This is a genomic window from Xanthomonas sp. SS (assembly GCF_014236835.1).
Classification (GTDB): domain Bacteria; phylum Pseudomonadota; class Gammaproteobacteria; order Xanthomonadales; family Xanthomonadaceae; genus Xanthomonas_A.
In genome coordinates, this window is record NZ_CP051190.1 from 3357869 (window position 1) to 3371794 (window position 13926).

11 protein-coding genes are annotated in these 13926 nt (G+C 70.8%); 7 read left to right on the top strand and 4 right to left on the bottom strand.

Annotation, left to right across the window (positions count from 1 at the left end):
* Nucleotides 1–101 precede the first annotated feature (101 nt).
* Nucleotides 102–1178, top strand: a complete 1077-nt coding sequence (locus HEP74_RS13920) for a tetratricopeptide repeat protein (RefSeq protein WP_255427751.1) — start codon at nt 102–104, stop codon at nt 1176–1178.
* A gap of 109 nt (nt 1179–1287) precedes the next feature.
* Here the strand turns inward: HEP74_RS13920 and HEP74_RS13925 are convergent, their stop codons facing one another.
* Nucleotides 1288–2496, bottom strand: coding sequence for an MFS transporter (locus tag HEP74_RS13925; RefSeq protein WP_185813384.1), 1209 nt, complete (start codon nt 2494–2496; stop codon nt 1288–1290).
* A gap of 434 nt (nt 2497–2930) precedes the next feature.
* On the opposite strand from HEP74_RS13925, the gene HEP74_RS13930 reads away from it, so the two are divergent.
* A complete protein-coding gene (locus HEP74_RS13930) occupies nt 2931–4019 on the top strand; it encodes an alkene reductase (RefSeq protein ID WP_185813385.1) in 1089 nt (362 codons plus the stop codon).
* A gap of 45 nt (nt 4020–4064) precedes the next feature.
* On the opposite strand, the gene HEP74_RS13935 is transcribed toward HEP74_RS13930, so the two are convergent.
* Together HEP74_RS13935 and HEP74_RS13940 are read right to left on the bottom strand one after the other, a co-directional pair.
* Nucleotides 4065–6572: an alpha/beta hydrolase family protein gene (locus HEP74_RS13935; protein WP_185813386.1), complete on the bottom strand. Its 2508-nt coding sequence runs from the start codon at nt 6570–6572 to the stop codon at nt 4065–4067.
* A gap of 114 nt (nt 6573–6686) precedes the next feature.
* Nucleotides 6687–7565 carry a LysR family transcriptional regulator gene (locus tag HEP74_RS13940; RefSeq protein ID WP_185813387.1) on the bottom strand — a complete coding sequence of 293 codons (879 nt, stop codon included), beginning with the start codon at nt 7563–7565 and terminating at the stop codon, nt 6687–6689.
* Between the two features lie 116 nt (nt 7566–7681).
* Here HEP74_RS13940 and HEP74_RS13945 point away from each other — a divergent pair, with 116 nt between their 5' ends.
* Entirely contained in the window at nt 7682–8884 is a 1203-nt protein-coding gene (locus HEP74_RS13945) for a serine hydrolase domain-containing protein (protein WP_221893192.1), read from the top strand.
* Nucleotides 8881–10083, top strand: a complete 1203-nt coding sequence (locus tag HEP74_RS13950; RefSeq protein ID WP_185813389.1) for an MFS transporter — start codon at nt 8881–8883, stop codon at nt 10081–10083. Before HEP74_RS13945 ends, HEP74_RS13950 begins: the two co-directional genes overlap by 4 nt.
* Nucleotides 10084–10269: 186 nt before the next feature.
* Here HEP74_RS13950 and HEP74_RS13955 read toward each other — a convergent pair whose 3' ends face one another.
* Nucleotides 10270–10611, bottom strand: a complete 342-nt coding sequence (locus HEP74_RS13955; protein ID WP_185813390.1) for a zinc ribbon domain-containing protein YjdM — start codon at nt 10609–10611, stop codon at nt 10270–10272.
* Between the two features lie 100 nt (nt 10612–10711).
* On the opposite strand from HEP74_RS13955, the gene HEP74_RS13960 reads away from it, so the two are divergent.
* From HEP74_RS13960 to HEP74_RS13970, 3 genes are all read left to right on the top strand, one after another.
* On the top strand, nt 10712–11668 hold the full coding sequence (locus HEP74_RS13960) for a cation diffusion facilitator family transporter (protein WP_185813391.1): 957 nt from the start codon (nt 10712–10714) through the stop codon (nt 11666–11668).
* 123 nt (nt 11669–11791) lie between these two features.
* Nucleotides 11792–12262 (top strand): FKBP-type peptidyl-prolyl cis-trans isomerase, encoded by a 471-nt coding sequence (locus HEP74_RS13965; protein WP_179563736.1) that lies wholly within the window; start codon nt 11792–11794, stop codon nt 12260–12262.
* 169 nt (nt 12263–12431) lie between these two features.
* Entirely contained in the window at nt 12432–13790 is a 1359-nt protein-coding gene (locus HEP74_RS13970) for an Hsp70 family protein (protein WP_185813392.1), read from the top strand.
* Nucleotides 13791–13926 lie beyond the last annotated feature (136 nt).

A 13926-nucleotide genomic window follows, 5' to 3' on the forward strand; every position in this document is an offset into this window, starting at 1 on the left:
GGCCTTCGCACTCGCCCGCGACCGCGCACGCCACCACCGCGCCGGCAAAGGGCTATATTTGCCCCGAGACCCTCCCATTCCGGGTCGCCACGAGGTGCGCCATGTTCGGTTGGACCGCGTTCGCCCTGGTCGCTGCCACAGCGATCGCGCCACCACCCGCGCCGCCCGCGGCGGACCAGATCATGCGCGTCCCGCCTGCGCTGCATGCGCTGGTGCAGCAGCGCGTCGATCTGCGCGCCCCGCGCGAGCAACGCCTGCAGCAACTGGTGAAGTTCGCCTTCGATGCCGACGGCCTGGACCTGCAGTACGACGCCAAGGCCACCAACAGCATCGCCGAGACCTACGCCACGCGCCGCGTCAATTGCCTGTCCTTCACTCTGCTGTTCGTGGCGATGGCGCGCGACGTGGGGCTGGACGCGCAGGTGGAAGAGGTAGGCCGCGTGCTGAGCTGGTACCAGGACGGCGACGCGCTATACAACGCCGGCCACGTCAACGTCGGCGTGCGCATCGACGGGCGCCATGCCAGCATCGACCTGGATCGCAGCGTGCTGATGGACCGGCGCGGCCCGCAGCCGATCTCCGACCGCCGCGCGCTGGCCCACTACTACAACAACCGCGGCGCCGAACTGATGGCCGACGGCGACCTGCCCGCCGCGCAACAGCATCTGGCGATGGCGCTGCAGATGGACCGCGACTTCGCCGCCGCCTGGAACAACCTCGGCGTGCTGGAGCTGCGCCAGGGCGATCCGCAAGCGGCCACGCAGGACTATGCGACCGCGCTGGCGGTCGACCCCAACCATATGTCCGCGCTGTCCAACGCCGCCATCCTGTACCGGCGCCTGGGCGATGGGCGGCGCGAGGCGGCGATGCTGGCGCGACTGCAACGCGTGCAGCAGACCGACCCGTTCCAGCAGTATCTGCTCGGCAACGAGGCGGAGCGGCGCCAGGACTACGCCGCGGCGATCGGCTACTACCGGCATGCGCTGCGGCTGTACGACGGCGCGGACCTGCTGTATTTCGCCCTGGCCCGCGCGTATCTGCTCAACGGCGATACGCGCCGCGCGAACACGGCGATGCAGCAGGCGCTGGCGCACGCCGACAAGGCCACGCAGCCGCGCTATCAGGCCAAGCTGGACGCGTTGCGGCGGCTGTCGCACAACACGCAGGCGCAGCGCTGAGTCCCGCCGCGCACGTCAGGCACGCCACGCGCGCCCGCGTCGCGCGTGCAAGCAGCTAGTCGCGCAATGGCGCGCGGCGCGTGGAAAGTCGAACCGCGCTCTTGAGCGCTTAGCCAGCCGTCGCCAGGCGCTGCGCACGGCGCGCGTCGTGGCGCGCCCACAGATACACCAGCAGACCGCCCAGCGCCGCCGCCGCGCCGACGTAGCCGGTCGAGGTCCAGCCCAGCCCGGCGCTGATCGCGATCCCGCCCATCCACGGTCCCAGCGCGTTGGCCAGGTTGAAGGCGGCATGGTTGGACGCCGCGGCCAGGGTCTGCGCCTCGCTGGCCACGTCCATCAGCCGGGTCTGCAACACCGGCGCCAGCGCACCCATCGTGCCGACCGCGACCACCGCCGGCAGCACCGCCCAGGGCGAGTGCGCGGCCAGCGGCCAGGCCAGCAGCACCGCCATCGACCACAGCAGCACCAGCGGCACGGCGCGGAACTGCAGCCGGTCGAACAACCAACCGCCGGCGAGGTTGCCGAGCAGGCCGCCGAAGCCGAACGCGCACATCGCGAACGGGATCCAGCGTTCGGACACGCCGGTGACCTGGGTCAGGGTCGGCGCCAGATAGCTGAACACGCAGAACATGCCGGCGAAGCCGACCGAGCCGATGCCCAGCGCCAGCCACACCTGCGGCCGGTTGAACGCGCGCAGTTCGCGTAGCGGCTGCTGCCGCGGTTCCTGCGGATCGGCCGGCAGCAGGCGCATGACCAGCACCACGGTCAGCACCGCGATCACCGCCACCAGCGCATACGCGTAGCGCCATTGCGCCACCTGGCCCAGCCAGGTCGCCAACGGATTGCCGACCAGCACCGCCAGATTGAGCCCCAGCAACACCCGGCTCACCGCCGCGCCGCGCTGGTCGGGGCGGCTGATCGACGCGGCGACCAGCGTGGCCACGCCGAAATATGCGCCATGCGGCAGCCCGGCGATGAAGCGCACCAGCAGCATGCTGTGGTAATCCGGCGCCAGCGCACTGGCCAGATTGCCGACCGCATAGAAGCCCATCAGCGCCAGCAGCAGCGTGCGCCGCGGCCAGCGCGCGCCGACGATCGCCAGCAGCGGCGCGCCGACCACCACGCCCAGCGCATAGGCGCTGATCAGGTGTCCGACCTGCGGCTCGTCGATCGCCAGCCCGCGCGCGATGTACGGCATCAGGCCCATGGTGGAGAACTCGCTGGTGCCGATCGCGAAGCCGCCCATCGCCAACGCGAACAGGATCAGCACGTAGCCGCGGCGCGACAGCGGCGCCTGGGGAGTGACGGGAGTGGACATGCCCGGGACCTGATGAGGGGCCGCCCATTATTGTGCATCGCAGCATGCAAGGGCACCCATGCGCGTGCAACACCGCGTTGCAGCGTGGCGCGTGGGCGTCGAGCGGCAGCCAGGCTGTACGGCTTCAGCATGCGGCCTCACCAGTACCGCCCTGGCGCGCAGCGCTCGGCGCGATGCCGCGGTGACAGCGGACATGCGCAGCACCTTAGTCAGTGCATCGCTATCGCTCGGACCGCAACGGCGTCGCGGCCAACTCCCAAGCATCGGCTCCAACACGGGAGGCTCCCTCGCTGGCGAGCCGGCCATCGGCAACGCACTGTCCCATCATGGCGACGCGCAACCGCGGCGGTCGTCCCCATGTCTTGACGGGTGACGACCGGCTCCGCCGGCGCCGTGCCGTCCATGCCCCCATTCCTGTTTCGAGAAACGTACCGATGACCGTTACCGCTTCCCCGTTGTTCGCCCCGCTGCGCCTGGGCGCGATCGAACTGACCAACCGCATCGTGATGGCGCCGCTGACCCGCAACCGCGCCGAAGGCGAAGGCCGCATCCCCTCACCGCTGGCGCCCGAGTACTACGGCCAGCGCGCCAGCGCCGGGCTGATCGTCGCCGAGGCCACCCAGATCAGCCCGATGGGCCAGGGCTACATGGACACGCCCGGGATCTACAGCGAAGCGCAGGTCGCGGCGTGGAAGAACGTCACCGCCGAGGTGCACCGCCGCGGCGGCAAGATCGTGCTGCAGCTGTGGCACGTCGGCCGCATTTCCCACGTCAGCCTGCTGCCGGACGGCGCCGCGCCGGTGGCGCCGAGCGCGCTGCGCGCCAACGCCAAGACCTACACCGCCGAGGGCTTCAGCGACGTCTCCGCACCGCGCGCGCTGCGCCTGGACGAGATTCCGGCGCTGCTCGAGGACTTCCGCCATGCCGCGCGCAACGCCATCGCCGCCGGCTTCGACGGCGTGGAAGTGCATGCCGCCAACGGCTACCTGATCGACCAGTTCCTGCGCGACGGCAGCAACCGCCGCGACGACGCCTACGGCGGCAGCATCGAGAACCGCACCCGGCTGCTGTTCGAGGTGGTGCAGGCGGTGGCGCAGGAAATCGGGGCCGAGCGCACCGGCGTGCGCCTGTCGCCGGTGACCCCGGCCAACGATGCGCACGACAGCGACCCGCAGCCGCTGTTCGAGCGCGCGGTCGAACGCCTGGATTCGCTGGGCCTGGCCTTCCTGCACGTGATCGAGGGCGCCACCGGCGGCCCGCGCGACAACATCGCCTTCGACTACGCCGCACTGCGCGCCAAGTTCCGCGGTCCGTGGCTGGTCAACAACGGCTACGACAAGGCCCTGGCCGAGCGGGTGCTCGGCTCGGGCGCTGCCGACGCGGTCGCGTTCGGGCGCCCGTTCATCGCCAATCCGGATCTGGTGGAACGGCTGCGCCGCGATGCGCCGCTCAACCCGCTGGATGCGGACACGCTCTACGGCGGCGGCGCCAAGGGCTACACCGACTACCCGACGCTGGACTGAGAAGCCAGGCACGCTGCGGCGGCACACCCGTGCCGCCGCCGCAGCTCAAGGCGTCGCCGCCTTCTGCGGCGGCGCGTCCGCGGACAGATGCGCCTGCAGGAAACCCGCCACCCCGCTCCACAGCGCGGCGCGGTGATCGACGTCGGCGAAGCCGTGACCCTCGCCCGCGAAGGTCAGCCCCACCGGCGGGTTGCCGGCCATCTCCAGCATCCGCAGCATGCGCCGGGTGTGTTCGTAGTCCACGCGCCGGTCTTCCAGCCCGTGCGCCAGCAGCACCGGCACCTTGATCGCGTCGTAGCGGTACAGCGGCGAGGTGCTGGTCATCTGCTCCAGCTGCGTGTTGGGATTGCCCAGCAGTCGTTCCAGATCGGCGCGACCATCGGCATCGCGCCCGCCGTCGCTGGCGGTATAGAACAGGATCCGGTCGGCGACGCCGGCGATCGAGGCCACGCAGCGGAAACGCTCCGGCCAGCGCATCGCCATCACCAGCGCCGAGTAACCGCCGTAACTGGCGCCAAGCACGCACATGCGCTGCGCATCCAGCGGGTAGCGCGCCAGCGCCTGCCCGATCGCCGCATCGATGTCGTCCTCGATCAGCGTGCCGAAACCGCCGCGCCCGGCTTCGCGGAACGCGCGGCCGTAGCCGTCGGAGCCGCGGAAATTGACCCGCAGCACCGCATAGCCCAGCGAGGCGAGGAACTGGGTGTCCGGGTCGAAGCCCAGCGAATCGGCCACGCCGATCGGCCCGCCATGCGGGAACACCACCAGCGGCTTGCGTCCGCCGCCCGGCGGCAAGGTCAGGAACGCCTCCAGCGGCAGCCCGTCGCGCCCCTTGAACTTGAGCACTTCGCTCGGCGCGAAGTGCATGCCGTGCAGCCATGGCATGTCCTCGGCGATCGCGCTAGCGGCACGCTTGTCCAGGTCCAGATGGAACAGTTGCGGCGGCTGGTCGCTGGCGTCGGCCCACAGCACCATCTGCCGGCCGTCCAGGTTGCGCGCGGCGATCTGCACGTTGCGACCGGGCAGCGCCGCGCTCAGCGCGCGGCCGAGGCGTTCGTCGGTGCTTTCGAAGTAATGGCTGACCAGGCGCCCGCTCTCGTAGTAAGTGACCCCGATCGGCGTGCGCCGCGGCCCCTGGATCAGGTCGACCACATCGACTCCGGGCTGGCTGAACAGCGTGCGCACGATCTTGCGCGCGGCGACGTCGTAGGCGACCAGGTCGCGCTGCGCGCGGCCGTCGTCGGTCACCGCGTAGATCTCGCCCGCATCGAAGGACAGGCCGACCGGCTGGAAATCGCGCAGGTCGCTGAGCGTCATCACGTCGCGGTAGGTCGCGCCCATGCCGTCGCGGTACATCAGCACGTAGTCGTCGTCGCGCCGCACCACCGCCAGGCGCAGCCGCCCGTTGCCGTCGGTCAGCCAGCCCACGTCGCGTTCCAGGCCGATGTTCAGCCGTTCCTGGAAGCGCGGCCGCCAGCGGTCGATCGCCGCCTGGCTGGACACGTCCATCAGCTGCACCGCGTTGTCGCCGTTGCGCAGCGTGGTGGCGAACAGCACCGTGTTGGGCGTTTGCGGCAACGCATCGACGATGTAGCCGCCATTGGGCAGGGTCAGCGGGCTCCACTTGCGCGTGCCGTCGGCCGCGGTGTCCACGCGCATGCCGCGCACCACGTTCGGGCCACGCGGCACGCGCACGGTGAACAGCAGCGCATCGTTGCCGGCCCACAGCAGTTGCTTGATCGGCTCGACGCTGGTGGCCAACAGGCGCTGCTGGTTGCTGGTCAGATCCAGCAGTTCGATCCGCCATTCGTCCTTGCGCTCGTGCAGTTGCAGCGCCAGCAGGTCGCCACGCGGGTTCAGCTCCAGCGCCTTGACCAGACCGCCGCGAAACAACGTGGCCGGGGCGATCGGCATCGCGGCCGGTGGCGGCGGCGCGCGCAACGCCACCTTCGCCGCCGGCGTGGCGTTGGGATGCTGCGCCAGCGCCTTGCGGTAGAACTGCGGGAACGGATCGGGATAGTGCCCGGAATAGCTCAGTTCGTACTGCGTCCACAGCGCCGGATGGGTCTGCTGCAGCCAGTCCATTGCGGCCAGCGAACGGTTGACCATGCCCATGTCGACATTGAACAGCGACTCGGGACGGAACAGCAGATCGCCCGGATAGGTGATACGTCCGGGTTGGACACGGAAACGGAATTCGTCGCTGTCGCGCAAGCTGTAGCTGAATTGCGGCATCAGCATGATCTTGCGCCAGGCGTAGTCGCCGACCGGCGCGATGTACAGCCGGTAGCTGATCCCCGGCTTGAGCTGGGACATGGTGCCGGCGCCGAAGATCTTGCCGTCCTTGTTCAACTCCACGCCGTGCAGTTCGACATCGGTATCCACCGCGACCAGCACCAGGCCCTCGTCGGCCGCCAACTGCGGCGTCTGCCCCGGTTTGACTTCCTGCATCCGCGCCCACGCCGGCAATGCCAACGTGCACAACACCAACAGCCACGCCAGCCCGCGCGCCATGCGCAGGCGGCCACCGGCCGCGACAACGTACGTCTCCATTGCGTCCCCTGTTCCTTTGCTGGGCGGCGCCCCCCGGCGCCCAGCGCGCATCATAGCCGTGTGCAGGCGGCTCACGGCGGGCCGGCATGGCCCGAACGATCGCGCCGGCAGGCGCTACAGGATCAGCCGCTCGCTGAGGTAATCGATGAACACGCGTAATTTCGGCAGCACGTGCCGACCCGACGGCCACAGCAGGTGGAAGGTGCCGTCGGCGGCGACATAGTCGTCCAGCAGCGTGCGCAGCGTGCCGTTGGCGACCGCATCGCGCACCGAATGCTCCGGCAGCAGAGCGATGCCGCAGCCGCGCAGGGCGAAGCTCAGGCGCGTTTCGATGTTGTTGCAGACCATCGACACCGGCAACTGCAGGCCGGCCGCCGCCGCGCCCATCGGCCAGGCCTCCAGGCGTCCGCTGCTGCGGAAGCGGTAATGCAGGCATTGGTGGGCCAGCAGGTCGGCCGGCGCGCGCGGCGTGCCGCAGCGCTGCAGGTAGTCCGGCGCGGCCACCAGGCAGCGCCGGAAACCGCCCAGGCGCTTGGACGCCAGGCGCGAGTCGTCGGGTTCGGCCACGCGCAGCACCGCATCGAAGCCGTCCTCGATCACGTCCACCAGGCGGTCGTCGAAATCCAGATCCAGTTGCACCTGCGGATAGGCGCGCATGAAGTCGGCAAGCACCGGCAGCAGCACGTTGTTGTTCATCGGCAGGCTGACCCGCAGCCGTCCCTTCGGCGTGGCCGCGTGGCTGCCCAGCTCGCTGCGCGCCGCCTCGGCCTCGGCCAGGATGCGCCGGCAGCGCGGCAGGAACAGCTGGCCTTCCGCGGTCAGGGTCTGGCTGCGGGTGCTGCGATGGAACAGGCGCACGCCCAGCGACTGCTCCAGCCGCGCCACGCTCTTGGCCATCGCCGAAGCGGACACGCCCAGCACCCGCGCCGCCTCGGCGAAGCCGCCGCTCTCCACCACCTGCACGAAGCCGCGCAGGCTGCCCAGACTGTCCATCGCCCACTCCATTGCGGACATCTGCGTCCTCGGAGCCAGGAACTCTACCCGTCTTTTTCCGCAATCGGCATACGCCCACGCTGCAGCTCCTTCCACCGCGAGTCGCGTCCATGTCCATGTCCCCCACCGTCGCTTCCGTCGCCCCGGCGCATACGCCGGCACTTTCGCCGCACCAGGCCGCGCCGCTCGATGCCGCGATCGATGCGGCGCTGCGCGAGCAGCGCCTGGTCGGCGCGGTGGTGCTGGTCGCGCACGCGGGTCAGTGCGTCTATCGCCGCGCCGCCGGCTGGGCCGACCGCGAAACGCAGCGGCCGCTGCGCGAGGACGCCACGTTCCGCCTGGCCTCGGTCAGCAAGCCGATCGTCGCCACTGCGGCATTGGCGCTGGTCGCGCAAGGCCGGCTGCAGCTGGATGCGCCGATCGCTCGCTGGCTGCCCTGGTTCCGCCCCGCGCTGCCCGACGGGCGGGCGCCGGACATCAGCCTGCGCCAGTTGCTCAGCCACAGCGCCGGACTCGGCTACCGCTTTCTCGACCCGGCGGACGGCGCGCATGCGCGTGCCGGCGTGTCCGACGGCATGGACAACAGCGGCCTGAGCCTGGAAGACAACCTGCGCCGCCTCGCCGAAGTACCGCTGCAGTACGCACCCGGCACCGGCTGGGGCTATTCGCTGTCGATCGATGTCGCCGGCGCGCTGCTGCAGGCGGCCAGCGGTCAGCCGTTGCCGCAGCTGGTGCGCGACCTGGTCACCGCGCCGCTGGGCATGCACGCCACCGCCTTCCATGCCGAGGACGCGGCGCGGTTGGCCGTGCCCTACGTCAACGGCGACCCTTCGCCGCACCGGCTCGGCGAAGGCGAAGTGGTCGCGCCGTTCGCGGACGGCGCCGGCATCGTGTTCCATCCTTCGCGCGCGCTGGATCCGCAGGCGTTCGCCTCCGCCGGCGCCGGCATGGTCGGCAGCGCCGACGACGTGCTGCGCCTGCTGGAAACGCTGCGCTGCGGCGGCGCGCCGCTGCTGCCGGCCGCGCTGGTGGCCGAGATGGGCCGCGCGCAGGCCGGCGATTTCGGCCCGCCGGACGCGCCCGGCTGGGGCTACGGCCTGGGCTTTGCGGTGCTGCGCGATCCGGCGCCGACCGCGACCCCGGAAGCACCCGGCACCTGGCGCTGGGGCGGCGCGTACGGCCATAGCTGGTTCGTCGATCCGGCACGGCAGCTGAGCGTGGTGGCGCTGACGAACACCTTGTACGAAGGCATGTCCGGCGCGTTCGTGACCGAGCTGCGCGACGCGGTCTACGCCAGCCTGCGCAGCGTGCCGGCATGAGCGGGGAACGCCTGGCGCCGTGCCCGGCCGCGACCGCTGCGACGGCAACGCAGCGCCTGCCCTGGAGCGGATTGCTGGCGCTGGCCTGCGCCGGCTTCGTCACCATCCTCACCGAGACGCTGCCGGCCGGCCTGCTGCCGGCGATGGCGGCGGGACTGGGCGTCGGCGAAGCGTGGGTCGGCCAACTGGTCACCGTCTACGCACTCGGCTCGCTGCTGGCAGCCATCCCGCTCACCGCCGCCACCCGGCGCTGGCGCCGGCGTCCGTTGCTGCTGCTCGCCATCGCCGGCTTCGCGCTGGCCAACACGATCACCGCCGTGTCCGCCAGCTATCCGTTGATCCTGGCCGCGCACCTGCTCGCCGGGGTCAGCGCCGGGCTGTTGTGGGCGTTGCTGGCCGGCTATGCGAGCCGGATGGTGGCGCCGGCGCAGCAGGGACGCGCGATCGCGGTGGCGATGGTCGGCACGCCGCTGGCGCTGGCGCTGGGCGTGCCGGCCGGCACCCTGCTCGGGCAGCAGTGGGGCTGGCGCTGGACGTTCGGCGCGATGTCGCTGCTGAGCCTCGGCCTGCTCGGTTGGGCCCGCGCTGCGCTGCCCGACTTCGCCGGCCACACCGCGCGCACGGCGCTGCCGCTGCGCCGCGTGCTGGGCCTGCCCGGCATCGCCCAGGTGCTGGTGGTGATGCTGCTGTTCGTTCTCGCGCACAACCTGCTCTACACCTATGTGGCGCCGCTGCTGGCGCTGTCGGCCGCGGCGGCCGCGCTGGACCGCTACCTGCTGCTGTTCGGCGTCGCCGCGCTGCTGGGCATCGTCGCGGTGGGCCTGTGGATCGATCGCTGGATGCGGCCGCTGCTGCTGGCCAGCATCGGCCTGTTCGCGCTCGCCGCGCTGGCGATGGCGCTGTGGCCGCATTCGCCGGCACTGCTGGCCGTGGCGATGGCGGTGTGGGGATTAGCATTCGGCGGCTGCGCCACGCTGTTCCAGACCGCGATCGCGCGCCGTGCCGGCGAGGCCGCCGATCTGGCGCAGTCAATGGTGGTCACTGGCTGGAACCTGGCGATCGCCGGCGCCGGCGTGCTCGGCGGCATGGTGCTGCAACGTTCCGGCGCCGCCGCGCTGCCGTGGACGGCGCTGGCGCTGCTGGTGCTGGCGTGGGCATTCGCGCAGCGCCGGTACGGCTGGGCGAACACCGGCGGTTGAGCAGCGCCGGCACGACCGGCGCGCGTGCTGTCTGTGGCGTCGGCGATCGCTGGCGCCACGGGCCGGTGCCAATCCACATCCGCGATGATGCCCGCAGCCCATGCGCAACGATCGTCGTGCGGCGCGCTGCTCGCCGCTGCACGCAGCGCGCGACAACCGCCGCGGCGCGCCCCTTTGCGCCGCGACTCAGGCCTTGCGCAGGAAGCAGGTCTTCAGCACCAGTCCCTTGATCTTGTCCGAATTGCCTTCGATGTGCTCGGCATCATCCTCGACCAGGCGGATGCCGCGGATCACTGTGCCCTGCTTCAGCGGGATCGACGAGCCCTTCACCTTCAGGTCCTTGATCACCACCACGGTGTCGCCGGCCTGCAGCACGTTGCCGTTGCTGTCGCGCACCACCGTTTCTGCGGCGGTGGCGGTGTCCGCCGCTGCCGGCCACTCGTAGCCGCAGTCGGCGCAGATCCACAGCGCCCCGTCGACATAGGTGTTTTGCAGGGTGCATTGCGGACAGGCGGGTGCGGCGGACATGGGGTTCCTTGATACGGCGACGACGGGAGGACGCCTATTGTAGCCGCCCGCTCCACGCCGCCGCGTGCCGCGTCCGGTCCGCTCTTCCCGCAGGAATCCCATGTCCGCCGCTTCCGGTTCCCGCTTTGCGATCTATGCCGCGCTCGCCGGCAACCTGGCCATCGCCATCGCCAAGTTCGTCGCCGCCGCGCTGTCCGGCAGTTCGGCGATGCTCAGCGAAGGCGTGCATTCGCTGGTCGATACGGTCAACGAGCTGTTGCTGCTGTACGGCCTGCGCCGCGCCGCGCGGCCCGCCGATGCCAGCCATCCGTTCGGCTACGGGCGTGAGCTGTATTTCTGGAGCTTCATCGTCGCCCTGCTGGTGTTCGCGCTCGGCGCCGGCGTGTCGCTCTACGAGGGCATCGCGCATGTGCGCAATCCGGAGCCGGCCAGCAACCACACCCTCAACTACGTGGTGCTGGGCCTGTCGATCCTGTTTGAGGGCGCTTCGTGGTGGGTGTCGCTGCGCGAGTTCCGCGCGCGCAAGGGCGCCATGGGCTACGTGCAGGCGTTCCGCGAAAGCAAGGACCCGAGCCTGTTCACCGTGCTGCTGGAAGACAGCGCCGCGCTGATCGGCCTGTTCATCGCCCTGCTGGGCCTGTTGGCCGCGCAGTGGCTGCAGATGCCGGAGCTGGACGGCGTGGCCTCGATCGGCATCGCCGCGGTGCTGGCCTGTTCGGCCTTCGTGCTGGCCCGCGAGACCAAGGGCCTGCTGATCGGCGAACCGGCGGCGCGGCCGCTGAGCGATGCCTTGCGCCGCATCGCCGGCGCGGATCCGGACGTACGCGCGGTCAACGGCGTGCTGAGCGTGCAGATGGGTCCCGAGCAGGTGGTCGCCGCACTCAGCGCCGAATTCGAGGACCAGCGCAGCACCGCGCAGATCGAGGCCTGCATCGAGCGCATCGAACGCGCCGCGCGCGCGCAATACCCCGAATTGCAGTCGCTGTTCGTCAAGCCGCAAACGCCCGAGGCGTGGCAGGCGCGGCGCAGCGCGTTGCGCGCGCCGCCGCCAGCCTGAACGCGTAATCCGCCGCGCCGACTTGCGATCCGCCGCCGCTTTTCGTTAGGGTATTCGGGTAGCACCTCCCATCGCGCTGTGACTGTGCCGGCGTATCCCACTTCCTACTGAATGAGGTTTCCCATGGAGATCGCCAATGGCCTTGTCGCCACCATCCACTACACCCTGACCGACGATGCCGGCGAGGTGATCGATCAATCCGCGCCGGACAATCCGCTGAGCTATCTGCACGGCGCCGGCAACATCGTGCCGGGGCTGGAAAAGGCGCTGACCGGCAAGCGCCCCGGCGAACGCGTGCAGGTCGACGTGATTCCGGCCGAAGGCTACGGTCCGCGCCACGAGCAGCTGCAACAGCAGGTGCCGCGCAGCTCGTTCCCGGATGCCGAAGGCCTGCAGCCCGGCATGCAGTTCCAGGCGCAGACCGACCAGGGCCCGCTGCTGGTCACGGTCACCGAGGTCGGCGCGGAACTGGTGACCATCGACGGCAACCATCCGCTGGCCGGGCAGGTGCTGCATTTCGCGGTGGAAGTGGCCGGCGTGCGCGATGCCACCGAGCAGGAAAAGAACCAGGGCCACGCGGGCGCGGCGCTGTAACCGTCCGCATCCCGGCTGCACCGCACGAGGCCCGCAATCGCGGGCCTCGTGCATTGTGCGGAGGCGGCAGCGACAGGCGCGGCCACGCCCCTGCAGCGGCCGTCGCCAGCTTGCGCCGCGCTGCGGCTTGCCGCACAGTGCGCGGCCCCCTGCCCGGCCCCGCAGCGACATGAGACTCGGCATCGATTTCGGTACCAGCAACTCCGCCGCCGCCGCGGTGATCGATGGCCGCGTGGTGCCGATCGGCTTCGGCGACCAGCACCAGTTCCGCACCACCGTGTACTTCCCGGAAGTGATGCGCGACCCGGCCGATTTCGAGCTGACCCCGGTGCTGGAACGGCAGGTGGACGAGCTGATCGAGGCCGGCCGCCGCGATGCGGCCGCCGCCGGCCGCGAGCGCAGCCGCGACGAGTTGCGCCGCGACGCGATCCGGGTGGTGCGCCGGCAATGGATGGAAGCGCAGATGCGCGAACCGCGCAGTTCTGCGGCGCTGCTGCAGAACGCGGTGTACGGCGACGCGGCGCTGGATGCGTATTTCATCGAAGGCGAAGGCAGCCTGGTGCAGAGCCCGAAATCGATGCTCGGCTACAACCTGCATCCGCGCGCCAAGCAGACCATCACCGGCATCGCCACCCATATCCTCGAGCACATCCGCCTGACCGCCTCGCAGCAACTCGGCCTGCAGGTACGCAGCGCGCTGCTCGGGCGCCCGGTGCAGTTCCGCAGTTCGATCGGCGAGGCCGGCAATGCGCAGGCGCTGCAGATCCTGCACAGCGCCGCGATCGCCGCCGGCTTCGACGACATCGCGTTCCTGGAAGAACCCGCCGCCGCAGCGATGCACTACCACGCCGGCAGCGACGAACGCCACGACGCGGTGGTGGTGGACATCGGCGGCGGCACCACCGACATCGCCCACGCCAGCGTCGGCGGCGACGGCGCGCCGCAGGTGCATCGCGCCTGGGGTATCGCCCGCGGCGGTACCGACATCGACCTGGCGCTGAGCCTGGCCAGCTACATGCCGCTGTTCGGCCGCGGCAGCACCCGCGTGCCGGCGCACCATTACGTCGAGGCGGCGATGGTGCAGGACACCACCCGCCAGCGCGATTTCCGCCAGCATCGCTACGACGAAGTGCCGCACCCGTACGACACGCGGCTGCAGGCGCTGCAGGACACCGGCAACACCGCCCGCCTGTACCGCGCGGTGGAACGCAGCAAGATCCGCCTCAGCGACAGCGCACAGCACGCGGAGGCGCTGGAGTACATCGAAGCCGGGCTGCAGGTGCAGGTGCGCGCCGAGGAACTGACCCATGCCGCACGCAGCTATCTGGAAGCGCTGGGCGAGCTGCTCGCGCAGGTCCGCAGCGACATCGGCTGCGATCCGGCCGCGGTGTTCCTGACCGGCGGCATGTCGCGCGCCGGCTACATCCAGCAGGTGGTCGCCGCCGCGTTCTCGCAGGCGCGCCTGGTGCACGGCGACCCCTCGTTCGGCGTGGTCCAGGGTCTGGCCCTGGCCGCCGCGCAGCGCTGACCTGCGCGGCCCGCGACGCCTCGCCAACCTCGCCGCGGCGTGCGCCGGCATGACCGCGCGTGCGCAAGTCGCTAGCGCAGCTTCCGTTCATACGCAAGGGGCGCGACTGGCGTAATATGCGCGGTCACGCTTCAGC

Bases quoted from the DNA above. Each gene is read 5' to 3' on its own strand.
- HEP74_RS13945 (WP_221893192.1), top strand. From the start codon at position 7,682: ATGTCCCCCACCGTCGCTTCCGTCGCCCCGGCGCATACGCCGGCACTT.
- HEP74_RS13940 (WP_185813387.1), bottom strand. From the start codon at position 7,565: ATGGACAGTCTGGGCAGCCTGCGCGGCTTCGTGCAGGTGGTGGAGAGC.
- HEP74_RS13955 (WP_185813390.1), bottom strand. From the start codon at position 10,611: ATGTCCGCCGCACCCGCCTGTCCGCAATGCACCCTGCAAAACACCTAT.
- HEP74_RS13970 (WP_185813392.1), top strand. From the start codon at position 12,432: ATGAGACTCGGCATCGATTTCGGTACCAGCAACTCCGCCGCCGCCGCG.
- HEP74_RS13960 (WP_185813391.1), top strand. From the start codon at position 10,712: ATGTCCGCCGCTTCCGGTTCCCGCTTTGCGATCTATGCCGCGCTCGCC.
- HEP74_RS13920 (WP_255427751.1), top strand. From the start codon at position 102: ATGTTCGGTTGGACCGCGTTCGCCCTGGTCGCTGCCACAGCGATCGCG.
- HEP74_RS13935 (WP_185813386.1), bottom strand. From the start codon at position 6,572: ATGGAGACGTACGTTGTCGCGGCCGGTGGCCGCCTGCGCATGGCGCGC.
- HEP74_RS13930 (WP_185813385.1), top strand. From the start codon at position 2,931: ATGACCGTTACCGCTTCCCCGTTGTTCGCCCCGCTGCGCCTGGGCGCG.
- HEP74_RS13950 (WP_185813389.1), top strand. From the start codon at position 8,881: ATGAGCGGGGAACGCCTGGCGCCGTGCCCGGCCGCGACCGCTGCGACG.
- HEP74_RS13965 (WP_179563736.1), top strand. From the start codon at position 11,792: ATGGAGATCGCCAATGGCCTTGTCGCCACCATCCACTACACCCTGACC.
- HEP74_RS13925 (WP_185813384.1), bottom strand. From the start codon at position 2,496: ATGTCCACTCCCGTCACTCCCCAGGCGCCGCTGTCGCGCCGCGGCTAC.